The organism is Paenibacillus aestuarii, assembly GCF_027789125.1.
Taxonomy (GTDB): Bacteria; Bacillota; Bacilli; order Paenibacillales; family NBRC-103111; genus Paenibacillus_E; species Paenibacillus_E aestuarii.
Genome location: NZ_JAQFVF010000050.1, coordinates 34,630 through 61,195, shown reverse-complemented (window position 1 = coordinate 61,195; position 26,566 = coordinate 34,630). Strand labels below are relative to the sequence as shown.

The following is a 26,566-nucleotide window of genomic DNA, read 5'->3' as shown; positions in this document are numbered from 1 at the left end:
ATCATAAATTGATTGTAAAAATCATTTTTTGATTGAAAAATTGTTGGGTGTGATTTAAACTATGCTTACCAACACCAACTTTTTTGGGGAGGCCTCATTCATGAGCTTGACTTACAGTGAAATTAAACAGCAATATTCCGCTTTACAGCAAACGTTCGATTATTTGACGGCCAAAAGAGAGGAAATCGTCGCTTTCGCTCGTAAGCAATCCGTTACTTCCGTAACTTTCGTCGGCTGCGGCTCCAGCTATTGTTTGAGTGAATCGGCAGCATTTTCCACGCGCTTACGCGCAGGATTACCTGCCAGCGCACTCGCAGGCGGCGATTTGATGCTCAATCCGCAGCGCTATCGTTCCCTGCTGCAACATACACTTTTGGTGGCTCCTTCCCGCTCAGGCAGCACGAGCGAAGTGGTCGAAGCGGTGCGCTTGATCCAGAGTCAGAGCGAGAAGCCGATCCCGATACTTGCGCTTTCCTGCGTCACGGATTCGCCATTATCGAAGCTGGCGGATCTCTCGCTGGAGCTGCCGTGGGCGTTCGACCACAGCGTCTGCCAAACGAGAACCGTTACCAATCTGTATACGGCGAACCTGCTGATCGCCGCTTTTCTCGGTAACGATGAGACGCTGATCGCCGATATCGAGAAGGCGATCGCGCAAGGCGAGACGTTCATGCTGCGCGAGGAAAGCGGTATCCGCAAGGCGGCCGGCTTCGACTGGACGAACGCCGTTGTGCTCGCGGATGGCGAGCTGCAAGGCCTAGCTTCCGAAGGCGCCATTGCGCTCACGGAAATCGCCAAAGTGCAGGCGCACTCTTTTCATTTGCTGGATGTCCGGCATGGCCCTATGGTCACCGTCGGGGCGGACACGCTCGTCATCGCCGCCATCTCCGGCGACGGCACCGAGCATCAGCGCAATCTGATGCGCGATATTAAAGGCAGAGGCGCGACGATTATCGCCTTCGCTGACAGCGCCGAAGCGATCCCAGCGGACTACGTGGATCACGCCGTCGTTTCGGATCACAGGCTGGACATTGCTGCGCAAGGGATTCCATTTATTTTCATACCGCAAATCGTTGCCTTAACGAGTGCCGAGCGTCAAGGTATTAATCCGGACCAACCGGACGGCCTCGTTGCTTGGGTCAAGCTGTAATACGAACACCGCTGAAGGGTCAATTGGACTTTCAGCGGTTTTTTTGTGCTTCCATTGCTGGGTAGTGATATGTTTTCTAGAGCCATAAACAAACCAAGCTGCCAGGGAGCAGAATGCGCCCCCGGCAGCTTGTCCATACATCATATTTTAATAACGATCCATGATCAATTGCGTTTTCAGTGAATCCTGCGCCAGGAACCAGCCTTTGCCTTGCAGGTAGCTGATCAATTCGTCATGCTTGCTGGACGCCGTCGCTTGGCTGTCCGTTTTGAAGGAAGCTTCCACGACGTATTCCGTACCTGTGCCAGCGGCATTTTTGATCGGCCATACTTCGATATATAGCTCCATACCGCTTCTCGCCCTCCGTTTTGCGCACACGCGGGCTCCAGCCGTTATTGTAAATATCTTTCGCGTTCGTGTCCAGGAACTCCACGTTCATTTTGGTCACCGTATCCGGCATGCCAAAAGCGCTTTTCACCGTACTAGTCAACTTAAAGTCGGAACCCAGTACTTTGCTAGGATCCATAAGCAGTTTCACCTCATAGTTCGGCACCATGTTACTTGCCGCAACAGCCTGCTGAGGCACTCCCACCGCACCGACTAGCAAGCTGGAACCTACGGCTGCCGCCAGCACAGCTGTAAAAACTTTTTTCTTAAACATCATCCATCTCCTCCGTCTGCACGGTGCGGTTGTCGATGCCGCCTACGGCGCTGATCCGGAGAAGCAGGCGGATAAGCTCGAGCAGCTCTATGCGGCCAGCGCGCAGATTCTCACAGCAGGCGGGCACCTGCTGCTGATGCTGATGCGCCAGCGCTTCCCGGCGGTGCCGCTGCGGGTTGAGCCGGAGCTGCTGCAGGCGCTGGAGCAGCTCACTGAGCAGCCCGCGTGGCTGCGCCCGGGCGCCCGCGAGCTGTTGGCGAATGCGCTGCTGCCGGGCAGCAGCGTTGAAGTGATCCGCGATGATGAGCATCGAGCGCGCTTGCTCAGCAGTGATGCGCAGCCGGGCATCTTCTTCACCACGGACGGCATGATGCAGTCCGCGAAAGCGCAGTCGTACGTGGAGCGGCTGCGCCAGCGTCCGGGAAGCGGCATCGTGATTACCGGCCATGCCGCTGAGGCAGTTACGCGCAGGAGCTGCAGCGCATGGACGCTGCGGCGAGAGGCTGCCGGATGGACGTGGTCCGCTACAAAATCCATCAGGGCTTGCCGGACGTGAGGCGCATGCTGCAGCTGCTGACGTGCGACGCCATCGTGCTTGTTCACGCGCCGCACGACGCAACAAACCAGCTGCTTGCGCAGCTGGTAGTTGAAGTTTTTACCGGACTGCTCTCCTTGCAGCCTGGGGCGTCTATCCAGTTGTAAGATCCCGAACACGAACAGCTTTTTCAAACCATTTAGGCTTCAATTGGGAAAATCCGGAGGCTACTGCAGCTCTCCAATTCGGAAATTCCGGACTACAGCACCAATTTCAGCAGCCGCAGCGCCTCTAGTCCGATATTCCCAATTGGAGCCCCCTTTTTCGCCCGCACCTCGCGCTAACCCCGCTCCAATTCGGCAAAGTCGGACTGCAGCGCTTTTTTCGCCAAATTAGCTATCAATAACTGGGCAAATCCGGGCTACAGCTCCTTCTCCCAAACTAACTCTCTCCAATTGGAAAATTCCGGGCTACAGCCCCTCCTCCCCAAACTAGCTCTCTCTAATTGGAAAATTCCGGACTACAGCACCAATTTCAGCAGCCGCAGCGCCTGCAGTCCGAAAATTCCCAATTGGAGCCCTCTTTTTCACACGCACCTCACGCTAACCCCGCTCCAATTCGGCAAAGTCGGACTGCAGCGCTTTTTTCACTAAACTAGCCATCTCTAACTGGGCAAATCCGGACTGCAGCGCCTCCTCCCCAACTAGCTCTCTCCAATTGGGAAATTCCGTACTGAAGCACCACTCTCAGCAGCCGCAGCTTCTCCGGTCTGATATTTCCCGACTATTTCGGTTTTCACAGTTTCCCCACCATCCCTACAACGACACACTGCCCCTCCGCCCAGGCTCCACTGACATTTTACGATTAGCCGCCTCATAGCGGAAAAGAAACACCAGTGCGATCAGCAAAATGATGAGCGGCAGCCCGCCGATCAGGAAGCGGAAGCCGTATATCGCGCTTGCTGTCTGCACTTCCGAGCTTTCATTGAATCCGCTGGTCGCAAAGAAAATGCCCATAATGGCATACTGCAGCGACATGCCAATGCGGATAATAAAACCGTTGACGCCATAGTACATGCCTTCGCGGCGGCGTCCTGTCTGCACGGCATCATAATCGATGACGTCGGATAGCAGGACGTGCAGCGACAGCATGAAGCCCGATACCGGGATGCCCAGCAGCGCGCCGATGATGATGACCGCGACCGCACTATGGGCAACAAGAAAGCCCAACGCGATAAGGGCGTACAAGACGCTGGAAATAATCTCCACACGCACAGTCGACAGGCGGATGCCGCTTCGAGCCCATACGAATGACATGGGAATGGCGACGATAAAGACAGCCCCGAGAAACGCGGAATTGAGCGTCCCGGACAAGGCGACAACGTATTTGGTATAAAAGGCTGTAAGGGTGACGAACATCGTGGTAACCAGTTGGATGAGCAGATTGGCAACGACATAGGCGTTGAACAGTTTATTTTTGAGGGTGTAGCGGGTGGCGGCAATGAAATGCAGCGGCTCGGTGCGGTGCGCGGGATTTTCAAACGAACCGTACAGCGAAATGTACAACGTCACGATGGCGATGACAGCAAAAATAGCGGCCATCACCCCCCAGCCGACCGTTTGACCGAGCGTTTTGGACAAAGCAATTCCGATAATCATGCCGATAATGCTGAGCATTTGCAAATAGGCGGAGACGTCGTAGCGATCTTTTTTGGTCGGATACATTTCCGGAAACAGCGCGCCTGTATTGAGCCCGATAAATGTGTAAGCCAAATCAAAAATAAACGTCAGGGCAAAAAAATAAAGAAGCAGCATCTCCTTACTGGCTAACGGCGGCGTGAACAGAAAATAAAAAACGAGGCCAAACGGCAGGCTGCCAAATAGGATGTAAGGGATGCGCCGGCCCCACCGCGATTTGGTGCGGTCGCTCATATAGCCGGCAAGGAGATTAAACAGCGCGTTGAGGATGCCGTAAATGATCATGCCGCTGGAGATCGCTGTGCCCGAAACGCCAAGCACGGTGACATAGTAGAAAACGGCCACCGCGCTGAACGCTTGCCACAAAACGCTGAGGCCGACCTGATTGAAGCTGTAAGCCAATTTTTTGGACGTCGAGATTTGCATGATAATTTCCCCCTAGCTGTGAAGTGCTGCTGGAAAAAAATGCAGCTGCTGGCCGGTCAGCACCTTGAACGCCTCGGCATAGCCTTCGGCTCCCGGGGTCGCTTGCTTCCAAGTCGCATACAGCTGGCTCGCGTGATACTCCAGATACATCTGCAGCATCGGCCATTGCGCATCGCCGAACTGGCTTTCGTGAGCCAGAATAGCTTCGATTTTCCGCTGCCAATGCGGGGTAACGTCGATGTAGGTATTCGGGTGCGCGGTCGCATAGAAAGCAATTTGCGGCACTGTGTACGGATTCGCGTCTGGATACAGGAACGTATTCGCGGAAAAAAGCATCGCAGCGGCCACTGCTTTGCCGGTCTTGATGTGATCGGGATGAGCCTCGTACGGCATCCACGGGTCGACGGTGAGCAGCATATCCGGGCGCTCCTCTCTAATGATCGGGATCAGCTTGGCCAGCAGATCCTGTTCCGTGTAATCGCCCATATCCGGGAAATCCAAGGCGATTTGTTTGCTCACCCCGACGATGCGTCCCGCTTCGGCGCGTTCTTTTTTGCGGATTTGTACGATGTCGGCCGTTTGAGGCACCCGTGAGGACCCACCGGCTCTCCCGTCGGTCACCGTAATGTAAACGATTTCACAACCGCGTAACGCAAGCTCTCTGAGCGTACCCGCTGCGCCAACTTCGTTATCGTCCGGGTGAGGTTCGACACAAACGATTTTCTTCACTTGAAGCAGCTGCGGCAGCCCTAAAACTTCAGCAATATTCATGATCTCTGCCTCCTGAGCGATCTCTTGAGCGTATTATATCATCCTCCTGTCGAATATTGGTAGATGCTCTATAGACCGAATGACAGACGAAGATGAAAATTCAATTGTCTTCGGTAATGAGTCGCCAATTCGGACTGGACCGCGGGTGGTTAACCTGGCATCTGCTGCAAGCGGGCTTGACCGCTCTACAGCAAGTTGCACTATAAAAAAAGAGCTGCACCCGGCAGCTCTTAAATCTCTTGATAAAATCGCTGGCTATCGAGCGCAGCCATACAGCCGGAGCCAATCGCATTCAAAATCTGCCGGTACCGCCGGTCCTGCACGTCCCCGCAAGCGAACACGCCGGGAATGTCCGTCTCCGTCGTCCCAGGCTTCACCAACACATAGCCCTGCTCGTCGAGCGGCAGATGATTGACAAGAAATCCCGTGTTCGGCTTGCTGCCGATCGCCACGAAGATGCCTTCCGCCTCCAGGCGCTCCTCCTGTCCCGTTTCCTGGTTGGTCACCATAAGTCCGGCGATGCCTTTGTCCCCCGGAATTATCTCCACCGGCATGCGATTCATCAGGAATTTGACCTTCTTCAGCTTCCGCACCCGCTGCTGCAGGGCTAATGAGGCACGCAGCTGCGCGGAACGGTTGACGACGACAATCTCGGAGGCATAGTTGGTTAAATAGATCGCTTCCTCCATGGCCGAATCGCCGCCGCCGATAACGATCACTTTTTTATCACGGACAAAAAAAGCGCTGCAAGGCGCACAGGTGCTCACACCGAGGCCCAGATGCTCTCTTTCGCCGGGGATGCCCAGCAGCTTCGCGGTCGTCCCTGTGGCAATGATCAGCGTCTGCGTCTGGATCTCCCCCCAGCCTTCCATCCATAGGCGAAAAGGTCTGCTCGACAGATCCACCTTGTAGACATCGCCGATTTTGACCTGAGCGCCGAACTCTTCGGCTTGTCTGAACATATTATCCAGAAGCTCAGGTCCATCAATGCCGCGCAGAAAACCCGGGAAATATTCAACTTCAGTCGTTGTCGTCAGATGGTAGCTTGGACTCTGGCCCTTGATGACGAGCGGCTGAAGTCCAGCTCGCGCCAAATAAACGGCAGCCGTAAAACCGGCAAGTCCGGCTCCAATAATTACACTTTTGTACTCCATACAAGCCTCCCATGGCTTTCCATGTTTCCATTATTATGACTCGCCGTTTCCTACCCTATACCTGAAAAGGAAAGAGGATATCCCCGTCTTATTCAGACTTAGGGATATCCCCTTTGTTCATTTCATCTTTTAACTGCTCCCATGAGGTAATGCGCGGCAGCTTCAAATGTCTGTTATAGGACCTGTCCCGCACATACACCTGCAGCGCAAGGTCGGATAATGTCTCCAAAACAGCCGGTTTATCGTCAAAATAATAATCAAGCTCAAGTTCCTTGATAATATGTACTTTCTCTTTGTCATCCATCCCGCAATAAAAATGGCCGTCTGCGACAGGAAAGCCGTTCTTCAGCAGCCACTCCAGCGTGCGTCCGCAGTGATTCTTCGGCCTAGCCGTAATGTAATAAACCTCGTGTCCCGCTTCAACCAGCTCGTTCAGCATCTCCACAGCATGAGGGAAAGGCGGACAAGACGTATAATAGATTTCGTCACGCAGATTTGCCCACATAGCCCCGCCTTCTTCTCTCGTCATTCCGAAAGCTTCATGAATCTCCAGGGTCGGTATCGCTTCGAATACGTCCACTCCGATGTTTTGTCCGAGTTTTTGATTATATAAATGAAAAGCATGCTGTCGTAAATCAATCAACGTATCATCAATATCAAATCCAAGCTTCACGGTTTTCCTCTTTTCCCCAACTCGGTCACGTTGGCCGGTTTCTTAATCGTTGCAGCAGCCTTCGCCCTCTAGATGGCCGGAACGGGCAATTTTTGTCTGCAAGTACTTCTCATTATACTCGGACACATCCCCCCACAGCTCGACCCGATCGGCAATGTTCATGCCGGCTTTCTTCAGTGCTGCAAGCTTTTTGGGATTGTTCGTCATCACTTTAACCGGTTTCGTGCGAAGCGCCTTGAGCACGCGGATGGCGTCACTATAATCTCTGGAATCATCCACAAAGCCCAGCTGTAAGTTCGCATCGACCGTATCAAAGCCATTTTCTTGTAAAATGTAAGCCAGTGCTTTGCTGAACAATCCGATTCCTCTGCCCTCATGATTAGCCAAATAGAACAGCGCTCCTGTGCCATGGTCGGCAATAGCTTTCATCGCCGTTTTCAGCTGGAACCCGCAGTCACAACGCTTGGAGCCAAAAATATCGCCAGTATGGCAGATCGAATGCAGACGGATTAGCGCCTCATCCGCGTGCTCGAAATCGCCGTGAACCAAGACGCTGGATTGTTGAAACTCTGCCAAATTCACCGACGACAGCTTCTCAATAATGCGTTCAAAGTCATCGGTCACTTCTTTGCAATTCAGCCAGCAGTACCATTTGAATTGTACCGTCTCGTCGAACAAACGCACAGGCAAATTAATCGGTCCGACCAGATAAATCGCTTTTTCATTTGCTTCAATGAGCTTTACTTTGTCTTTTAAAATGTTCAGGACTTTCGGGTCCATCGATTTGGTCGCTGTCATAGGCTTCTCCTTTAAACGTAAACTCTTCATGGCTCTCTGCCAAGCGCGGATCGAGCCATTCTCCCAATAGGTTGCGCAATTTTTTGCGTTTAAATAGATGAATTCGATGTAACCAAATAATAATTATACACGATGTTACAGAAATACGCCCAAACGGACTCAATATCACCTCTGGATTGAATCGGTTAGAAATTGGATAAGCTGATACTATGATAAGTTTTCGATGAGAGGAAAGCTTTGATTTTAATATTCCTTGACAGGAATATTCCTAATGAGGTATATTCAATTTATGAATTCAACACTTACCGCTCTAGCCGAACCAAACCGCCTGCACATTGTGGAGCTCTTACGTGACGGCCCCTTAACTGTCGGGGAGATTGCTGATCGGCTCGGGCTGCAACAGCCGCAAGCGTCCAAACATCTTCGCGTCTTAAGCGAAGCCGGACTGGTCGAAGTCCAGCCGGCAGCCAACCGGCGTATCTATAAGCTGCGTCCTGCGCCGCTGCAGGAGATGGACCGCTGGCTTGCCTCGTTCCGGAACCTGTGGGAAGAACGGTTTGACCGCTTGGACGATTATTTGCGCGAGCTGCAAGGACTGGATAAGCCCAGCGATCACGAATGATCCAAAGCAACGCATGCATTGAGCACCCGCGGACCATCATGATGGTGGAGGGTCGTTTGGATTCATTTTGAGCAGCATTTACACTTACTATTACATTTGGAGGGATTACCCATGTCTAACCAACAAGCAACTAGCAATCTCGTTATTACACGCACTTTAAACGCGCCGCGCGATCTCGTGTTCCAAGTATGGACCGATGCGAATCATCTGGCCAAGTGGTGGGGACCGACAGGCATGTCCATCCATGTGGCGAAGCTGGATCTGCGTCCAGGAGGCATGTTTCACTACAGCATGAAAACGCCTGACGGCCACGAAATGTGGGGCAAATTCGTATACAACGAAATTTCGCCGCCGGACAAAATCGTGTTCACCAACTCCTTCTCCGATCCGGAAGGCAACTCGGTACGCGCTCCTTTTGCGCCGAACTTCCCGTTGGAAGTGCAAAATATTTTGACCTTTACTGAGCAGGACGGCAAAACGATCCTAACGCTCACCGGCGGTCCGATCAACGCTACAGAAGAAGAGGTGCAATTCTTCGCGGCGATGCAAGAGAGCATGCAGCAAGGTTTTGCAGGTACGTTCAACCAGCTCGAAGCTTACCTGGCGACTCAGGCTTAAGCTGCGGCTGCAACGGCAATGGCAATGGCACACAAAAAGCGGAAGCCTTGGCTTCCGCTTTTTGTTGTGCGGTACCACGCCATGCCCGGTGCTCGGATGGCGGGATAGCAGAAGCGCTGTTCCGCTATGACACCGGAAATGTTAATTCCGCAGAAGGAGCGTGAAACCAGTATGTTTCAAGCGATGAAGCAATTGCTAGTAAAGCTGATGTATGCCGTTAACAGATTTCAATACTTCATCATGACCCTGGTGATTCTAGGCCTTCTAGAGCTTGTTTTTTACTCGGATGTATTCATCACCTTATCTGCAATTCCGGAGTTTGCCCCATTCGCCACAGCTCTGATCATCATAATCGGAGTCGCCAAATATGTAAAACATGTGAAAAAAAGAAAATCAGGCCGTGAAAATGACCCTTCATGAGGTCGGTTCAAGTTGCATTTTTCGACAAAATCCTTTATATTCTTATCTTGTGAGCCTAAAATGTCTCATATATTTTGGAATTTATTACAAGGAAATACATCCTTAGATCTTACTCAAAGAGGTGTTTATCGTGACTTTGAAAAAAACGGCAGCAGGCCTTGCCTTGCTTACAATGATGATTACAGGAGCAGCTTGCTCTTCCGCACCTAAACAAGCAGCGTCGCCTGCACCGACAGCCGCAGCTTCTGCAGCTCCACAAGCTACAGCTGAGAGCCAGGATGCAGTGAACATGAAAGGCTACATTGCAGCACGCATCGCAGAGGAGAAAGCCGAGTACCTGTTCGCGGAAGCGAAATCCAAAGATGGCGGATTTATTTTGAACCCTGTCGCTGCGGACAGCAAAGAGAAAGCTGTGAAGTTCCTTTCCAACTATTACGATGCGGCCATGGCGGATAAATTGGCTGCGCATTACTTGACAGATCAAACAGCGGATGGCGCAATCGTAACGAACAAAACGTCGTTCTTCCCAACCAACCTGTTGGATTCAAAAAAAGAAGATATCACGTATGACACCGCAAACACGAAGGATCAAGTCAAATTCACGACGAAAGACGGCGTAACCGTTACGACGAAAAAAGTGAATGACAAGTTTGTTCTCGCGGATATTGCGAAAAAATAACATAAAGAGCCGTCCGAGTCGTTCATCGACTTTGACGGCCCTTTTTATTAGATGCTCGTTTCATAGATAAGCATATCTCCGAAACCATCATCGGGTACCGCATAGAACCTCAGTACCTGATCCTTATACTCCACGTAGACCGGATTGCGGGTAAGGACATGACCTTCTACCGAATACTCCGTCACCGGCACCTCGTGGACCATGGTCATTGTCCGCGTGTCGAGCAAGGCGAGCCCGCCCAATTCAACCTTTGCGCTGCCAGAATGTCCTACCGGAGTGGACAATTCGGCAATGCCGCTCAGCAGCATACATCCCCCGCCGATATACTGTCCATCCTGGTAATCGATAAAATGGCTCGAATTATTCCTCTCTTCCATGACATTTCCATGCGGCGTCCATCTGTAAAATTTACGGGAACCCCAGCTATGTCCAATCAGCGTGCCGCTATGCCGGTCACAGATCAAGCCCCCGATATGATCCTGAACCCGAAAAACCTCTTCGACCTGCATAGTTTCAATCTCTACCTTATATATGATCGCTTGGCTATGAGGGCGATATTCAGCTACAGGAATCCAAAGATGACTTCCATCCGTATCGATGCCGCCGGGATGGTACATCGCCCCTTCCCCCAGTACAAGATCATGCAGCAATCGGCCTCGCTCATCCATGACATAGAGGTGACCGACACCCTTGCCCGTAGTCCGGTCATAGCCGAGACTGGAATCGCTGCAAGGGGCAGGAGCTTCCAGCAGTTCTACGGACGATAAATAAAACAAACCGCCATCACGAATCATGCCTTGTGCATGATAATGGTTAAAAGGCACGGAAATCCTCGCTTTTTGCTCCCAAAGGGTATGTCGTGTCAGCATGCGGAATGCATCGTGAAGTTGCCAATTGTCCATCCTATGCCTTCCTTTCCCGAATTTTAGTCACCATTCGTGAAATAGATGGGATTCGTAAACGCGATCATCGTTCTGCATCCGTTGAATACGCCGTACAGTTCCGCTCGCAGCCAAGTGACGTCTTTCACAGCAATTGTAACGGAAGCTTGTCGCGCACCTAAGGGCAGCTGAATCGTCTCGACAATGCCAGGATTGCCGACGAGCTTCACTTCCAGCGTCTGTTCCGGCAGGGTCCACTTCGCCTTGCGGCGATCAGGATCGAGCTGCACAGCAATCTCAACCTCCGTGCTAACGTCGGTAACCGTGACTGTTTGGCCGAGCAGATAAACCCGGCCTTCTCCGACACTGGCTTCCATCGTCAGCAGCGGTCCCATCGAGACGGAAACTGCGCCTGCCGCAATAGCCTGGAAAGGATCCGTGCCGCTCGTATATGTGACAGCAATCGGCTCCTGCTCCGACCCGGAAGCATGCCAGTCCCGGCCGCACGTTGCCGCCATCCGGTAACCTTGATTCAGCACGTCCGTCCATAACGCAAAAGCGCGCTGATTGCTGCTGCTCACGGAAGGAAAGGTGCCTGACCATACTTCAATGAATTGGATATCCCGCCAATCGGCGATCTCGTACTCCCAGTAGCAGCCGGTGCACATCGGACTCCCTACCCGGTATGGGTGGGCAAGACCCGCCAAGGCGCCGATCGCTCGGACTTCACGCAGCCCTTTCGCCAAGTCCTGCGGGCCAAAGTCTCGCCAATCCGCATAGTTTCCTGCCGCAAAACCTAGTACGAGCATATGACCGTAAAATGTCGTCCATTCCAACCCATTCATAATTCGAATGCCCGTCTCCTGCTCCACCGCTTCCTTCCCCAGCAAGCCGGAAGTCGTATTGTGGTCGGTGAGCGCGATACAGTCCAGTTCGAGGTCAGAAGCGCTGCGCGCCAACTCCAGCAGCGTATGTCGTCCATCGCTGTGCTGTGTATGCGTATGGAGTTCGCAGGCCAGCCAGCGCAGCCCTGCCCGCTCCTCTTGGTTAAGCTCACTCATGAAATCCCTCCTTGCTTTGGCCAAGCACCTGCAGCTCGTATGTGCAAATCTCCGTTACGACCGCATGCACGCTAACGGTAATCCGCCACATGCCTGCGCGGATCGGCCCAGGCCAAAACCCGGGCGACGCATCGGTGATGCGGATACGATGCTCCTGCTCCGGCGTATGCCGATGGGCCGCCCCCCGATAACCCTGCGGATCGTCGAGCGACAGCGTCAACAGATTTTGCAGCGGGAATACTTTTTCCCACTGTTCCACATACATCGCAAGTCGCTCGCCTTCCAAATACTTCACCGCAGCTTCCTCGACAAGCGCCTTCGTCCGCGCTTTGTCTTCCAGCACTTTGGGCGCATAGCGGAACTTGATATACAATACGCTAAGTCCTTCAGGGACGAGAACTGAATAGCTGATCTGGCTTCGGGAAGCTGTTGCTGTCACATGTCCTTGCACTTCAAGCAGCGTTCTCATCGCGCACACCATAAGCTTGCAACCGGAGACTCTCCAGTCAAAACAAGCTCCTCTCCCGTTTCAACGGCCATGCCCGGCAGGAAGTTTGCATCCAGCATGAACGCTTTCAAGCCCCGAACCTTAACCCTATGGGCTCCGCCTTCCCAAAGCTCCACTTCAACGCACGCAATATCGTTCACCGTTGTCCCCTGGGGCAGCTGCACCGTCGTCGAGAACCATTCATACGGCCCGTCGTAAACCGCCTTAAAATCCTCCATCTGCCAATAACCGAACGAGCTCGAATAGGTCATATCGCTGTCTTTTAAGCGCACGCGGATATCTACGCATGTACGCTTCTTCATGACGGCGTCTTCTACCCATTTGGACGTTTGTACATACAAATAATCGCGAACATCACGGACTTGCCAATGCTCAGAGCCATCCCCTGCAGCGATCAGTTGGGAGAGCTTCCGATGGCGCATATACTCCCAAGCCATCATTTGGTACGTGAACGGAAAAGCATCCATCACACGCTCCCTCGGTTCTTCCGCAGGGTTCCAGCGATACGCCGGCGCGAATAAGAAGCGATATCCGGACGTCGGTACATCCGTAACCATGCCGTGCGCGCTTGCCGCTTGCATCACAGGGTGGCCACCGAGCAACGATCCTCCGCGATATTCGGTCGTGACATGGTGCAGCCCTTGATAGGTGGCCTTCACCACTTCGTAGTCACGATCCAGCTCTACGCGGAGCGTCCATTCGATGTCGGTGAGACGGCCCCATTTGGCCATGAGCATAGGCGCTGGAGTTCCTTCATCTTCATGGCTGTACAGAACCTGATACTCCAGAATCGTCCCGGTGCTGCTGGACTCCATCGTATAGAACACGACCAACGGTGTGTCCGTGTATGTGCTCTCCGCGGGATGCCCCAAATTTCTTCCATATAAGACTGGCGCATACCGGTACACCAAACCAAGCTCCGAATCCCGGGATACCCGATGGATTTCCGCTGCTTTCACTTGCGCTTGCTTCGTTAACGGTGACGACAGCTCATGGAAGCGCAGCTCCACTTCGTATTCGCCTGCATCCAAATATCCGAGCAGCCGTGGATATTCCAGCCACCGCTCGCCATAAAACAACACGATGTCCTGGTTGTACTCGCCGTTCACCCAAACTTGGAGCATGACGGACTCCCGCTCCTCGACCAGCCAATCGCCATCACAGGACGCGGTCATCGTGAACTCGGCAAAACCGGGTTCTTTCAGCTCGAAAGCGAACCGGACACTTTGCTCCCGATCTATAACCTCAGGAACATCTGATTTATTATTAAGAACTAGTTCTCTCATCTATGAACGCTCCTCCTGGATCATGCTGCGGATATAGAAATACCCCATGAACGAACACAGCACAAACATGAACACCGCCGTGGCGCTCGTTCTGCCAATCTCCTTATATGCGCCGAACATTTGTTCCATTGCGACACCCAGCACTTGCGGGGCATTCGGTCCCATCAAGAAAGGTGCGGTAAAGCCCCCGATAATGCCCATAAATACAAACGTCATCGTGACCAGCATCGTCTTGTAAGACAGCGGAATAATGAACCGCCAGAGGATCTGTATGCGGCCGGCACCGGCGTCTTTGGCGCTTTCCACAATCGAATTCGGAATACTAGAGAGCGCTGAGCTAAGCATCATCGTGGCAAACGGAATGTTAAACCACAAGTTGGCGAGCAGAATGCCCGAGTAACTATATATGATTTTAGGAAAATAGTCCCCGCCCGCCAGCAGCACAAATCTCGCCAGCCAACCGTGATTGCTGTACATCGAAATCATGCCATAGGTGCCGATCACCGAGGGGATGAACATGGGGATAAAATAAAGCCGCTTAATCCAGTCCACAATTTTCCCCTGATTAAATCGCAAATACATCGCCAGCATGTAGCTGACGAGAATGACAATGACCATCGAGACGATGGTCAAGCTCAGCGTGAAACTGATATTCTTGCGCATGAATTTATCTGCGAATAGAAACACGTAGTTGCTGAGGGTAAATGATCCGGTATCATCGTCTTTAAAGCTCTCCTGGATCGCCAGAAGGATCGGAATGACAACGACGAGCAGCAGAATAAGAAAAGAAGGGATAACCATGGCTATCCCCAAAAGGTTACGCTGTTTGTTTTTCATCGCTGATATCAGTTGCCTCCAGCGACTTCCCGCTGCCAGCGCTTGTTGATTTCATCGCCAAGGGAACCGATCGTGAACGTACGGTAGCCTTTCGCCACGCTCTCGAACTTTTTCTGCAAATCTGCCGGCATTTCCGACCATTTGATGCCTGGGTATCCGTACATTTTGTTAATAACTACCGTTTGTGCTTCCGGTGTCAGCGCGTAGTTGATGAATTTCTCAGCTGCTTCTTTTTTCTCCGACATCGCTGGAATGGCAATATAGGAAGGACCGCCTGTAAAAGCAGGCTCGATTTGTGTCAGCTTAATGGTGTCAGGCAGCGTTTTTTTGCTGATTTGCTCCAGACCCATATCCGACCAAGCCGGAATCATATCGACTTCACCGCTTGCCAGAATGTCGAGTGTACCTTGGTTTTTCTTCGGATAAACACCTTTTTGATACATGAATGGACCGAGTTCTTTAAGCAGCGCAAAACCTTTATCCCATTGTTGCATAACAGACGGATCTTCGTTATGAACCGCATCAGCCGGCAGGAAGTTATAAATCGCCGTTTGCACGAAGGAGGAGCCGGATCCGCCTGTAGCCGGATCATTATAAGCAAACTTGCCAGGATGCTTGCGGATCCAATCGTACAGCTCATCTGCTGTCTTCGGAGGCGTCGGAACATTTTTGCTGTTATAAGCCAAGACAACGGAGGAGGCACGGTAAGGTACAGCCAACTGATGTACGTCGTTCATATAAGCTGCATCCACTTTACTCAAGTTAGGGATCAGCGAATTATCCATTTTCATCCATACGCCGTCTTTTTCACCCTTAGTCAGATTGCTCAGACCTGTTTCGAAAACGTCGATATCGATGCTTTTTTGACCCGCTTTTTTCGCACCCAACACTTTATCAATCGCTGCGCCTTCCGCTTGGCCGTCAGGCAGATGCACCAGCTTCACCTTAATGCCTGGATTTGCTTTTTCAAATTGCGGTGTCAGCGTTTCCCACATTTCTTTGACGTTAGCCGAACCGGAGAAATAGAAGTTCAGTTCAACTGGTTTTTCGTCTTTCTTGTCAGCCTGCGCAGTGCTCGCCGGTTGGGCGCTTGCTGCCCCTGATGCCGCTTGATCAGCAGCCTTGCCGCAGCCGCTTAGGGCAACTGCCATTGCCAGTCCACCAAGCACCAATGTTTTGCCCTTGAACACTTTCTTCATCCATTTCTTCACGATAATGCCTCCTCTTATATATTAGGTTATCTATGAAACGCGGTTACCCGCATAAAGCCGATAGGAACGGATTGCCCATGTTCTAGTGCTGCTGCTTGCTCTCTCGGCACAAAAAGCTTGATGGGTCCAGCCACAGTATCCGCTGTAACTTCGGCGTAGTGCCCCAGCACCATCACCTGACGGATCGTTGCCTGGAAAGAAAGCTGATCCTTCGCCTCTTCGCCGTCCAGCAGGACGATATCTTCCGGGCGGATCGCTGCTGTAACAGCGCCTTCCACCGGACGCTCCACCGCAAACCGTCGGCCTTGAATATCCACGACGCTGCCCTCGCCCTGAGCGGGCAGGAAGTTCATGCGCCCGATAAACTGCGCTACGAATAAGGACTCGGGATGGTCGTAGATGCGCTGCGGCGAGTCGAGCTGCTCGATGCGACCGCTGTTCATGACGACGATCCTGTCGGAGATCGAGAGCGCTTCTTCCTGATCATGCGTCACGAAGACCATGGTCAGCCCTGTGCTCGATTGAATCTCTCGCAGCTCCTCGCGCATTTCCAGACGCAGCTTGGCGTCAAGTGCGGAGAATGGCTCGTCGAGGAGCAGCACGGCCGGATCGAGCAGCAGAGCGCGGGCTACAGCGATACGCTGCTGCTGACCGCCGGACAGCTGGCTGGGCATTTTGTTCTCGGTGCCGGGCAGGCGAACCAGGTGCAGCACCTTATCAACGGCAGCCCGAATCTCCTCTTTCTTGCGGCCTCTGATTTTCAGACCGAACGCGAGATTATCATAGACCGTCATATGCGGCCACAGGTTATAGCTTTGGAACACCATCGCAGTCGGCCTTTTTTCCGGCGGAACCTTCAGCACGCTCTTTCCCTCAATGAGGATATCGCCGCTATCAGGCTCCTGGAAGCCGCCAACTGCGCGAAGCACGGTCGTTTTACCGCAGCCGGACGGACCCAGCAGCGTTACAAGTTCGCCCTTGAACACATCCAGGCTTACACCTTTCACGCCGTCCCCGGTCTTAAATATTTTTTGAAAATTTTGGATTGAAAGCTGTGGCTGTCGATTCGTCATCGTCATACAATCCGGTGCCTCCTATTTCATTGTGAATCCGCTCGACATGACATCCGCGTTAATGAATCGGCGGGCAGCCAGCAGAAGAAGAATTGTCGGAAGCGTCAGGATGATGCTGAAGACGCCGCCAGCGGTAGTCGGGTAATTTTGAACGATCGTGTACATGATAAGCGGCATTGTGCGAAAATCGGGAATACCGACCATGAAGGTCCCTTGCGCCTCATCAAGCGAAGAAAGGAAGGTGAAGATCGACGCCACCACGATGCCGGGAAGCGCCATTGGCAAGGTAATGTGCCAGAACACCCGCAGCGGTCCTGCGCCTACATCGCGTGCCGACTCTTCCTGGGACTGGTGCACACTCTTGAATGCCGACGCCGGAATCCAGGTCATGTACATCAGCGTATTGACCATGTGAATCAACACGACGCCCATGAACGTATTCATCAGATGAAGCTTGAAGAATAGTACGGCGATGGATACGTACAAGCCCATCTTGGGAAAAGCATGAGTTAATAGAAAAGAGAAAAGGAACATCTTGCTTAACCGGAACCTGATGCGGGCAAAGGCATATGCGGCGGGCAAGCAAATGACGATCGACAGCAGCGTTACCACCGTCGCAATCCCGAACGAGAGCGAGATCGATTCGATGACCTCGTTCTGTTGAAACACGTATGCCCACCAAGTGAATGACCATTCCTGCGGCAAAATCGCCGGATACTGCCATTTGCCGGAGAAGGCCAGAATGAGTAAGTTAATCAATGGTCCCATAAAAAATAGGATAAAGAGGAGGAGAATCGCCCACTCGATCCATGCTTTGCCAGAGACTTGCTTAAGTTTCCAACTCATATGCGCTCCTTTCTTTATTAAGAGGTATAGACATCTCATGAATATGATAATAACTTGTAATCGTTAATAGATCGTCAACTGGACATGTTGATTTTGTAAAGATAAGAAAGAACCCCGATCGCTGAGGATCGGGGTTCTTTCGAGCACGTCGCTATGTCGTTCGCCGGATATTAAATGTAAACACATCATTGCGTAAGTAATCCCGCGAGAACAGGACAGGCCTGTTGGCCTCGTCATAATGCACTTGCTTCAACATCAGCACCGTCGTCTGCGGATGCAGGAGCAGCCGCTGACAATGACGATCGATATGCAGCGGGACGCATATTTCCGAATCTGCCGTGACAATCTTCCGGCCAAGCCGTTTCTCAAAAAATTGCAGCAGCTTGCCTTGGAACTCGTCGTGATCAAAGGCATCGCCAGCAATCTCTTGCGGGATCGTATTCATGGAAAAAGCAACAGGCTCCCCGTTCGCAGTATGGACGCGCTCCATATTGACCACCGGATCGCCCAGCTTAATGCCAAGCGCAGACGCCGCTTCCGGCGAACAACCCTCTTTGGTGAATTTGATGCGGCTCTCGCCTTGATCCAATTGGGCTGTGCGAATCATAGCGCCGATGCTGGAGAGACGCTCCAGTGAGCTTGGAATCATGGGAAGCGGCTGAATCACGAACGTACCCACGCCATGCTTCACAAGCAGTCTGCCTTCCTGCTCCAGCATCTTGACGGCGGCGCGAAACGTCTCCCGGCTGACGCCGAATTCTTTGGCCATCAGAATCTCGGAAGGCAATCGTTCGCCGACGCTAAGCTGTCCGGAGTCCATCATTGCCTCCAGGCACTGCTTAACCCTTTCATGCTTTACTTCCATAGAATAAAGAACAACTCCTCTAGACATCTAGTTGTATCTTTATTGTGTAATACGCTGCAATATATTGTCAAGACTCAGGATTGGATCGTAAGCCGTCATCGGTATTGCTGCATCTCTATATACAAAAAGCCCGAAGCCTAAGCCTCGAGCTTATTGAGTTTTTCGATTTCCCAGTACAATTCGTGGCAGGCGGCCGGATTTCTTTTCCGTATAGGTACCGAGCTTCCACTGGATCCAAACCATTGCGAAGTGCAGGAAAAAGATTACGGACAAGCAAATAAAAATGGACGGAATTCCCCAATGGTTGGCCATAAATCCGCCGAACAAAGCGCCGCACACGTTGCCAAGCGAGTTCGAACTCTGGTTGAAGCCGTAGATACTGCCCCGCGCCCGCTCCGAGGAAAAGTTGCGAAGCAGCGTGCTGACAGCAGGGACGAGCCCGCCTACGCTTAAGCCCAACACGAACCGGTTCGCCAGCAGCAGCCACGGATTCGTAATCCACACTTGCGGAATATACAGAAGCGACACGGCGAGCAGACAGCTCATCAGCACGAGATGGCTGCCGATCCGGTCGGCAAGACGCCCTAATAAAGGCGCCGCCACAATCGTACCTAGCGCGCTTGCGGCATACACCATACCGCCGATCAGGGCGACATGGGAGTCGATGTTCATGCTTTTGACATACAGCGTAATAATCGGCTCGATGCTCTGGAAGCTTCCGGAGATAAGGAAGGTGGAGAGAAACAAGGTCAGCACCACAGGCGCTTGCCTGATTTCGGCGAACAGCCCGCCCTTTGCCTTGGCTTCCGTTGGCCCAGGCACAATGGCTGGCGCTGATATAGCTGCCGATCTATATGCTGCACGGCGCTTCCCGCGATTTTTCAACCAATTGAACATCTCCAACTTCTCATACACGCGCGTTTCCTTCACACCGAACACAATCAGCAGCGTGGAGAACAAGAGCAGCGTTCCCGTTATGTAGAAGGCATTGCGGATCCCTACTGTTTCCGCCAGCAATCCGCCGATTAGGGGGCCGAGAAGATTGCCGCTGACATTTCCCGTCTGCAGCACTCCGAGCGCTTTGCCGACATGCTCCTTAGGCGTTTCAATCGCCTGAAAGGTGGAAGAAGCTGTAATGAACCCGGCGACCAGCCCCATGGTCATCCGCAGAATCAGCAGCTCCAGTGGAGACCGTACGAAGCCCATCATAATAATAACAATGCCCATTCCGATCCCGGAACGGATCATCATCAGCTTTTGACCGTACTTGTCCGACAGCCGCCCCCATAACGGGGAGGACAGCGCGATAAAGAAATGATTGCCTGCAAAAATAAACGCCGCCCACAACGCCGTCTGCTTCACATCCGTAACGCCGAGATCATGTACATAAAAGGGGAGAAACGGAATGATCATATTAATGCCAACAGAGCTCAAAAAAGTGCCAGTCCATAACAAAATCAGATTTTTCCGCCAAACCTCCACGCACACTCACTTCCTTTTCTAAGTAAGTTTCATTATAGGCCTGGCAGGGATGATTTACCATTTGGGAAAAGGCCAAAATCCCCCTTATTCCTCCTTCCAGTAGGTTGGGGGGCCGGGCCGCTTGGGTTAACGCACTTTTTAAGCGGTTTCGCTTCATCTTTTGAACTTTTGAGTTGCGAAAAGACGCCCGGAGTAATTGCCATCGGCATATGCCGTAACTGTTCTGCCTGCAGGCACTTCTATATAGCCCCCTAAAGCAACTTTCTCGCTCTGCACCGCCTACCCGTTCACATTCATCGCCATCCTGCCCTCACCGCGGGGCCCCGCGCTAACGCCGCCTCTCGGGGCCATACTCGCGAGCTAACAGCACTTCAGCGTGTTTATTTACTATCGCTGGGTATAATATCCTTCAGCAAGATGAGATCCGTTAGCGCAGGAGGAACATATTTTGACGAGTTTACCATCAGCAAACGACATAGACGTGTATTCCTTCGTGATCAACAACGCCACGTCAATTGAATTGAGAGTGGATAATGACAAAGTGAAAGACACCGTTGCCATCATGGAGGGTCTGGGTTTTAAAGGAAAAAATTCATGGGCGTCCATGCAATTAAAGGGGTATACGGTGATTGAATTCTGGAAGAAGGACCTCGTGAAATCGGAGGCGCAAGAGAACGGCGTGTAAAAAAGAGGCTGCCTATAGGCAGCCTCTTCGTCTAAGGCAACAAAGCTACTTCGCCGAACTCGGCTCAGCAATTGCTGCAGGATTTCGACGATGATGAAGCGCGAAATAAATAACCGCGGTAAACGCCACGATCACGGCGGAAATCAGGTACATATGCGCATATCCGGAGCTTTCGGCCAGCAATCCAAGCACGTAAGATCCCACGCCATAGCCGGAATCAAACAAGACAAAAAACGTCGCGGTTGCGAGAGCTTGGCGATGTACGCTTGCTTTTTTGACAGCAATGGTCTGGAAGCAAGGAAGCATCGAACCGTACCCAAGACCGCATATCGCCCCGGCCAAAAGGAACATCGCAGGAGTGTGCGCCAGCCCCAATAAAATCATCCCAATCGTAAAAGCGACAATGCATGGATAAACAATGACATGCTCACCGTATTTATCCAGAATTTTACCAACTAACGGGCGAGGGATGACGATCATAATGCCAAAGCATACGAAAAAGTAGCCTGCCATCGCGCCGATCGATAAATCGGAAGCATAGACAGAAATGAATGACGTCAATCCGCTATAAGCAAAAGCAAGGACAAATCCAGCTAAACCTACCGGTATGACGGACGGCTCGATAAGGTCCCGCCAGTGAAGCTTCCCTTTGGCAGCACGCGGCGCTGCTTCTATTTTGGGAGAACGGGTCAATAAGGCAAAAACAAGCGCCAGCAAAGCAAAGAAGCCGCAAATGATGAACAGGACCCGAAATCCGAAGTGTGAATTGATGGTTAGGCCGATGAATGGCCCAATAACCATCGCCAAGCTCATAAACAAGCTGAAATAGCTGATGCCTTCGCCTTTGCGGTTCGCCGGAATCAACCTGAGGGCAACAGCCGTCGTCGACGTGGTTGAAACAGCGAAGCTCCCGCCGTGCACAAAGCGCAAGACAAACAAGATCACCAAACTATAAATATTCAAATAGTATGCAGATGCGATGAAAAACAAAAGCAGTGAAATAAACACCATTTTTCGCTCACCAAACCTGCTGATCCACGTTCCCGCAAATAACCTTGCCAACACGGAAGCTATAATAAAAATGGTCATCGTCAGACCAATCTGCTCTTCCGAACCGCCTAAGTTCTCCTTCACAAACACAGGCAGCGACGCTGCCAATATGTAGAAGGTGATAAACACAAAAAAGCTGCTCAAACAGATCAAAATAAAGTTCGAGCTCCACAGTACGTTTTTATTGTCTCTCATCGTTTCTCTCCTATTCGGTCTCCTCCGTGGATCTATAGTTACTCTGCCGCCACCCGGCGCCGCTCGATATTGCGGTTTACTTTGAGCATAAATGCTTTAAATGCCTCAATCTCAGCCTGCGGAATATCCACAAGAATCTCCTGCACAAATTGCGCCTCGACCGGCATGAGTTCCAAGGCAGCCTCTCGTCCCGACTCAGTGACGAACATATTGAACGATCTGCGGTCCTCCGGATTCGTGACCCGTCTAACAAGGCCCTTTCGTTCCAGCTGATCCAAGATGCGGGTAACATTAGCAGGATCTTTCTCCGTGCGCTCGGCCAGCTCTTTTTGGCTGATGCCTTCTTCATTATGCAGGGACATGAGCAAAGACCATTGTTCGGATGTCAGATTATGTGTTTGAAACAGCTGCGTTAAGTTAAGCGTCAGTTTGCGCCCTGTATTGACAATTAGGTAGCCTACAGAATCTTGAAGCTTCAGTTTTGATCCCTCCAAATTAATTGATATGACAACTATATTTATAACAATTATTTTCGAAAAAGTAAATAAAATAAAATCTCCATATCCGCATTGTTTACGAACATGGAGATTTTCATTATGAATAAGAGATGACAATCAATTCCAGCCTTTAGCGATAACTGGTTTCTTTTTGTGATGAATCCATTTGGCGATGAGACTCCATTCCTTTTTCCGTTTGAGAGTGAGTTTCAGACCTTCCATTAAAAGTGTGGATCTCAACTCGTCACGACGATTGAGTGTGTGCAGCCTCTTTAGGAATTGCTTGTCCATATTCATCCCTCCCCGACTTTCCTTTCATTATAAACTTGCCATGGAAAAATTGTTGTCAGATTGTCGCTGCGCCAAGCACTTGTTTTGTCGAAAAAGTCTGGCCGTTTACTAGAATTCCGGCTCATTCATAGACAAAGAGGAATTAATTCGAAATATGCTGCTGAACACAATGTGGAGAAACATGGAAGCTGATGCTCCTGCAGCGAACGAAGAACTGGAAGCGTGATCAAATGGAATTGAATTCGATAACCGAGAGTTCGAGAAGACACTCGAAGATCCTGATGAAACCATTGCAAGTTTGGCGTTGTTGCATTTATACGACAACATGAGCAAAGCGAGGCGTGGGCTTGGGCCCACGGAAGCTAGAGGCTCATGCGCCCGCTGCACAGAACCAGCTTGCGCGGATTTCGCGCCTTGCACCGGCCGCGGCACTCCCGCGGGGCCAGCTAGCGCAGCTTCTACACCACGCCCCGCGCCCCTCCTCACTTCTATCAAGTCCCGCAATAAGTCTGATACGCACAAGACGAAGGCTCCGGCAGCGCAGCATACTCAACCTGCGCAGCGGTATATGCGAATGGATCGGCTAACGCCTGCAAAAGCCGCTCCATTACGCTGAAGTCGCCTTGTTCCACCGCGGCTTCAAGCGCTTCCTCCACCCGGTGGTTGCGCGGGATGACCGCTGGATTACTACTCCGCATCAGCTGCTGAGCAGCCGTTTTGTCCTCCTGCTGCCGGCCCAACCGCGCCTGCCACTGCTCCTGCCACTGGGCGAAATCCGCATTGTCCGACAGCCCGGTCTCCTCCATCCGATCCAGAGTTAACGCACGGAACGTATTCGTGTAGTCCGCCTCTGCCTCCTGCATCATCTTCAGCAGGCGCTCAATCAAAGCGCGGTCTTCCGGCTCCTCATGGAATAAGCCCAATTTTGCCCGCATGCCTGCCAGCCAGTGTTGCTCATACTTTTTCGAAACACCCGAAATCTCATCCTGCGCCAGCGCAAGCGCCTGCGTTTCATTCTCATCCAGCAGCGGAAGCAGCGCCTCTGCCAATCGCGCGAGATTCCACGCGGCAATATAAGGCTGATTGCCATAAGCGTAGCGTCCATGACTGTCAATGGAGCTGAATACGGTAGCCGGATCATAGGCATCCATGAACGCGCATGGACCATAATCAATCGTCTCACCACTGATGGCCATATTGTCAGTGTTCATCACGCCGTGAATAAAGCCGACGAGCATCCAACTGGCAATAAGCTTGACTTGGCGCTCGATCACGGCCCGAAGCAGGGACAAATAACGGTTCTCCTCATCCGCCACTTCCGGGTAATGCCTCTGCACCGTGTAATCGGCGAGGGCCCGCAGATCCTCGACCGTCCCCCATTGTCCAGCATATTGAAAAGTTCCCACCCGCAAATGGCTTGCAGCCACGCGGGTCAGCACAGCGCCAGGCAGCGGGGTTTCGCGCCTGATATACTCCCCCGTCGTCGCCACAGCCAGGCTGCGGGTCGTCGGAATGCCTAGCGCGTGCATGGCCTCGCTAATGATATACTCCCGCAGCATCGGTCCTAGCGCTGCTCGGCCATCTCCCCTGCGGGAGTACGGTGTCGTACCCGCGCCCTTCAATTGAATATCGACCCGCTCCCCGCGGGGCGTGATCTGTTCGCCTAACAGCAGCGCCCGACCATCTCCCAGCATCGTAAAGTGGCCGAACTGGTGCCCGGCATAAGCTTGCGCCAAAGGCGCTGCTCCCTCGGGAATGCGGTTGCCGGCAAATATTTCCGCAGCCTCAGCACTTTGCAGCGCCTTCGCATTGAGCCCTAGCGACACAGCGAGCGGCGCGTTCAGTACGGCCAGCTTCGGCGCGCGCACAGGTGTTGGGTTATGCGCGGCATAGAAAAGTTGTGGCAGTCCAGCATAACTATTTTCAAAATTCCATCCGATTGCATCTGATGCCATATGTTCGGTCATTGGATCTCCTTTTATGAATCTGATCTCACTATTCTCAATTCCCTCATCCTTAGCATATACAGTTTAGGGATTTTTCGCGTTGCTATTTCTGCCTCTTATTTCCCCATCACATAAGTTTCTAAAAAAGTATTGCGGAACTTTCCTTGCGGGTCGCCTTGCAGCAGCAACTCCCGGAAGTCCCCAAGCTTCTCATAGAGCGGCTGCAGCTGCGCCGGCTGCATCGTAAACAACTTCGCCCAATGCGGACGGGCTGCAAACGGCGCCAGTTGCGCTTCGATCAACGGAAGCACTTGCCGGACGGCCTCCCAATCCGGTTTCCATGTAAAGTGAATGGCTACCGACTCCCGCTCGTAATTGGGGCTCATCCACAACTGGTCTTTGGCAATGGTACGGATTTCGGAAATAAACAAGAGCGGCGAAATGCGCTCCGATATACGGTCAAGCGCACATAAAGCTGCATAAGCATCTTGCCGTGAAACGAAATATTCGCTTTGCAGCTCCTCCCCTGCGCTCGGGGTAAACGCCATTTTGAAATGTGCCAACCGTTCATGCCAAGGACCTGGAATACCCATTTGCTCGCTGCAATTTTCCGCAGTTATTCCATCTACCGGATGCCTAGGAGCTGCTGCTTGTTTCGCACCGTAGAACTCCGTTCCAAGTTGCGCATTAGCTGCGTCGCTCAGCTCACTCAGGTTCTGCTTCAGCCAGACTTGATTGATATTGCCGTTTCTCCAATCCGTAAAAAGGCTCACACTGTAAGCACTTGAGAAAATATGATCAAAGTGCTCTTCCAGCTGTGCTAACGGCAAATTCTCATACACTTGCTGACTCACCTGAAAACTTGGGATGACATCGAGCGTCAATTTGGTAATGACGCCTAGCCCCCCAAGCCCTACAGCCGCTCCTGCGAGTCCGTTCTGACGGGAGTACTCGACGATCTCTCCATTCGCCTGTACGACCTCAATGGCATCCAGCACGGTGGCCAGATTGCCGTTGCGGTCGCCTGAACCGTGCGAAGCCGTCGCGCATGCCCCAGCAACGGTAATGTGCGGCAGCGATGCCAGGTTATGAATGGCATAGCCTTCGTCATACAGGTAGCTCGCCAGTTCACCATACCGGATGCCGCCCTCAACGGTTACTTTCTGGCGCCCACGATCCAAGGCAATCACACGATTCAGCTTCTGCAGCGAAATCTGGCTGCCTGTGGAATCGGCTATGCCGTTGAATGAATGGCGTGTGCCCAGCACTTTGATTTGCTTGCTGCGGGCTACAAGCTCTTGAATCTCCTCGACATGTTCAGGAATATGAAACTCTGTGGCACTGTATGTGTAGTTGCCAGCCCAGTTTTTGTTATTTTCCATATATTTACACTCCTTAATAAGAGATGCATGCTTCAATTAAGAGTTCGATTTAGGCGCATGGAAATCCTTGTCTTGTCTTTGTCTTTGCTTCGATCGAAGCAGAGGCAACAAAAAAACTCGACTGCCGCATCCAGCGAGCAATCGAGTTTCTTTATTCCATTTGCTATTACCAAGGAAGCTCGCTATCTCCAAAGAAAAATTTCCCTGTCGGACCGTCAGCATCTCATGTAGCGCCAGCCATTTAAAGCATCTTCCCCATAAAATCT

Annotated in this window: 29 protein-coding genes; 7 read left to right on the top strand and 22 right to left on the bottom strand. The window is 52.0% G+C overall.

The window, feature by feature from the left end; genetic code table 11:
* Nucleotides 1–100: 100 nt before the first annotated feature.
* Complete coding sequence (locus O9139_RS21265; protein WP_270881451.1) at nt 101–1,150, top strand: SIS domain-containing protein; 1,050 nt, start codon at nt 101–103, stop codon at nt 1,148–1,150.
* Nucleotides 1,151–1,382: 232 nt separating this feature from the next.
* On the opposite strand, the gene O9139_RS21260 is transcribed toward O9139_RS21265, so the two are convergent.
* Both O9139_RS21260 and O9139_RS21255 read right to left on the bottom strand, forming a co-directional pair.
* A complete protein-coding gene (locus O9139_RS21260; RefSeq protein WP_270881450.1) occupies nt 1,383–1,814 on the bottom strand; it encodes a hypothetical protein in 432 nt (143 codons plus the stop codon).
* A complete protein-coding gene (locus O9139_RS21255) occupies nt 1,804–2,259 on the bottom strand; it encodes a hypothetical protein (protein WP_270881449.1) in 456 nt (151 codons plus the stop codon). The genes O9139_RS21260 and O9139_RS21255 overlap by 11 nt, the downstream gene beginning before the upstream one ends.
* A 35-nt stretch (nt 2,260–2,294) precedes the next feature.
* Here O9139_RS21255 and O9139_RS21250 point away from each other — a divergent pair, with 35 nt between their 5' ends.
* On the top strand, nt 2,295–2,513 hold the full coding sequence (locus O9139_RS21250) for a hypothetical protein (RefSeq protein ID WP_270881448.1): 219 nt from the start codon (nt 2,295–2,297) through the stop codon (nt 2,511–2,513).
* A gap of 648 nt (nt 2,514–3,161) precedes the next feature.
* Here the strand turns inward: O9139_RS21250 and O9139_RS21245 are convergent.
* The 5 genes from O9139_RS21245 to O9139_RS21225 all read right to left on the bottom strand — a co-directional run bounded on the left by O9139_RS21245 (nt 3,162) and on the right by O9139_RS21225 (nt 7,865).
* Entirely contained in the window at nt 3,162–4,469 is a 1,308-nt protein-coding gene (locus O9139_RS21245; protein ID WP_270881447.1) for an MFS transporter, read from the bottom strand.
* Nucleotides 4,470–4,481: 12 nt separating this feature from the next.
* Entirely contained in the window at nt 4,482–5,240 is a 759-nt protein-coding gene (locus O9139_RS21240) for a PIG-L deacetylase family protein (RefSeq protein ID WP_270881446.1), read from the bottom strand.
* A 230-nt stretch (nt 5,241–5,470) separates the two neighbouring features.
* On the bottom strand, nt 5,471–6,394 hold the full coding sequence (locus tag O9139_RS21235; RefSeq protein ID WP_270881445.1) for an NAD(P)/FAD-dependent oxidoreductase: 924 nt from the start codon (nt 6,392–6,394) through the stop codon (nt 5,471–5,473).
* Nucleotides 6,395–6,482: 88 nt separating this feature from the next.
* Nucleotides 6,483–7,067 carry a 5' nucleotidase, NT5C type gene (locus O9139_RS21230; protein WP_270881444.1) on the bottom strand — a complete coding sequence of 195 codons (585 nt, stop codon included), beginning with the start codon at nt 7,065–7,067 and terminating at the stop codon, nt 6,483–6,485.
* 42 nt (nt 7,068–7,109) lie between these two features.
* Nucleotides 7,110–7,865, bottom strand: coding sequence for a GTP cyclohydrolase II (locus O9139_RS21225; RefSeq protein ID WP_270881443.1), 756 nt, complete (start codon nt 7,863–7,865; stop codon nt 7,110–7,112).
* Nucleotides 7,866–8,154: 289 nt separating this feature from the next.
* Here O9139_RS21225 and O9139_RS21220 point away from each other — a divergent pair, with 289 nt between their 5' ends.
* The 4 genes from O9139_RS21220 (at nt 8,155) to O9139_RS21205 (ending at nt 10,204) form a co-directional block, all read left to right on the top strand.
* Complete coding sequence (locus O9139_RS21220; protein WP_270881442.1) at nt 8,155–8,487, top strand: ArsR/SmtB family transcription factor; 333 nt, start codon at nt 8,155–8,157, stop codon at nt 8,485–8,487.
* A 111-nt stretch (nt 8,488–8,598) separates the two neighbouring features.
* Entirely contained in the window at nt 8,599–9,105 is a 507-nt protein-coding gene (locus O9139_RS21215) for an SRPBCC family protein (RefSeq protein WP_270881441.1), read from the top strand.
* Nucleotides 9,106–9,231: 126 nt separating this feature from the next.
* Nucleotides 9,232–9,525, top strand: a complete 294-nt coding sequence (locus tag O9139_RS21210; RefSeq protein WP_270881440.1) for a hypothetical protein — start codon at nt 9,232–9,234, stop codon at nt 9,523–9,525.
* Nucleotides 9,526–9,655: 130 nt separating this feature from the next.
* On the top strand, nt 9,656–10,204 hold the full coding sequence (locus O9139_RS21205; protein ID WP_270881439.1) for a hypothetical protein: 549 nt from the start codon (nt 9,656–9,658) through the stop codon (nt 10,202–10,204).
* Nucleotides 10,205–10,251: 47 nt separating this feature from the next.
* Here the strand turns inward: O9139_RS21205 and O9139_RS21200 are convergent, their stop codons facing one another.
* From O9139_RS21200 to O9139_RS21155, 10 genes are all read right to left on the bottom strand, one after another.
* Nucleotides 10,252–11,106, bottom strand: coding sequence for a DUF6454 family protein (locus O9139_RS21200; protein WP_270881438.1), 855 nt, complete (start codon nt 11,104–11,106; stop codon nt 10,252–10,254).
* Between the two features lie 23 nt (nt 11,107–11,129).
* A complete protein-coding gene (locus O9139_RS21195; RefSeq protein ID WP_270881437.1) occupies nt 11,130–12,146 on the bottom strand; it encodes a CehA/McbA family metallohydrolase in 1,017 nt (338 codons plus the stop codon).
* Nucleotides 12,139–12,615, bottom strand: coding sequence for a hypothetical protein (locus O9139_RS21190; protein WP_270881436.1), 477 nt, complete (start codon nt 12,613–12,615; stop codon nt 12,139–12,141). Before O9139_RS21190 ends, O9139_RS21195 begins: the two co-directional genes overlap by 8 nt.
* A complete protein-coding gene (locus O9139_RS21185; protein WP_270881435.1) occupies nt 12,612–13,940 on the bottom strand; it encodes a hypothetical protein in 1,329 nt (442 codons plus the stop codon). Before O9139_RS21185 ends, O9139_RS21190 begins: the two co-directional genes overlap by 4 nt.
* The gene (locus O9139_RS21180) at nt 13,941–14,741 is read right to left on the bottom strand and encodes an ABC transporter permease (protein WP_270881434.1); all 801 of its coding nucleotides are present in this window, start codon (nt 14,739–14,741) and stop codon (nt 13,941–13,943) included. It abuts the gene before it with no gap.
* A 44-nt stretch (nt 14,742–14,785) separates the two neighbouring features.
* Entirely contained in the window at nt 14,786–15,988 is a 1,203-nt protein-coding gene (locus O9139_RS21175) for an extracellular solute-binding protein (protein ID WP_270881433.1), read from the bottom strand.
* 26 nt (nt 15,989–16,014) lie between these two features.
* On the bottom strand, nt 16,015–17,067 hold the full coding sequence (locus O9139_RS21170; protein ID WP_270881432.1) for an ABC transporter ATP-binding protein: 1,053 nt from the start codon (nt 17,065–17,067) through the stop codon (nt 16,015–16,017).
* A gap of 15 nt (nt 17,068–17,082) precedes the next feature.
* Complete coding sequence (locus O9139_RS21165) at nt 17,083–17,907, bottom strand: ABC transporter permease (protein WP_270881431.1); 825 nt, start codon at nt 17,905–17,907, stop codon at nt 17,083–17,085.
* A 151-nt stretch (nt 17,908–18,058) separates the two neighbouring features.
* Nucleotides 18,059–18,772, bottom strand: coding sequence for a GntR family transcriptional regulator (locus O9139_RS21160; RefSeq protein WP_270881430.1), 714 nt, complete (start codon nt 18,770–18,772; stop codon nt 18,059–18,061).
* Between the two features lie 150 nt (nt 18,773–18,922).
* Nucleotides 18,923–20,254 (bottom strand): MFS transporter, encoded by a 1,332-nt coding sequence (locus tag O9139_RS21155; RefSeq protein WP_270881429.1) that lies wholly within the window; start codon nt 20,252–20,254, stop codon nt 18,923–18,925.
* Between the two features lie 448 nt (nt 20,255–20,702).
* Between O9139_RS21155 and O9139_RS21150 the strand changes: the two genes are divergently transcribed.
* On the top strand, nt 20,703–20,939 hold the full coding sequence (locus tag O9139_RS21150; RefSeq protein ID WP_270881428.1) for a hypothetical protein: 237 nt from the start codon (nt 20,703–20,705) through the stop codon (nt 20,937–20,939).
* Nucleotides 20,940–20,984: 45 nt separating this feature from the next.
* On the opposite strand, the gene O9139_RS21145 is transcribed toward O9139_RS21150, so the two are convergent.
* The 5 genes from O9139_RS21145 to O9139_RS21125 form a co-directional block, all read right to left on the bottom strand.
* Complete coding sequence (locus tag O9139_RS21145; protein ID WP_270881427.1) at nt 20,985–22,184, bottom strand: MFS transporter; 1,200 nt, start codon at nt 22,182–22,184, stop codon at nt 20,985–20,987.
* A gap of 38 nt (nt 22,185–22,222) precedes the next feature.
* Complete coding sequence (locus tag O9139_RS21140; RefSeq protein WP_270881426.1) at nt 22,223–22,678, bottom strand: MarR family winged helix-turn-helix transcriptional regulator; 456 nt, start codon at nt 22,676–22,678, stop codon at nt 22,223–22,225.
* Nucleotides 22,679–22,798: 120 nt separating this feature from the next.
* Nucleotides 22,799–22,972, bottom strand: a complete 174-nt coding sequence (locus O9139_RS21135; protein ID WP_270881425.1) for a hypothetical protein — start codon at nt 22,970–22,972, stop codon at nt 22,799–22,801.
* 491 nt (nt 22,973–23,463) lie between these two features.
* Nucleotides 23,464–24,939, bottom strand: a complete 1,476-nt coding sequence (locus tag O9139_RS21130; RefSeq protein WP_270881424.1) for a protein adenylyltransferase SelO — start codon at nt 24,937–24,939, stop codon at nt 23,464–23,466.
* Between the two features lie 95 nt (nt 24,940–25,034).
* Nucleotides 25,035–26,300 (bottom strand): FAD-binding protein, encoded by a 1,266-nt coding sequence (locus tag O9139_RS21125; RefSeq protein WP_270881423.1) that lies wholly within the window; start codon nt 26,298–26,300, stop codon nt 25,035–25,037.
* Between the last annotated feature and the right edge of the window lie 266 nt (nt 26,301–26,566).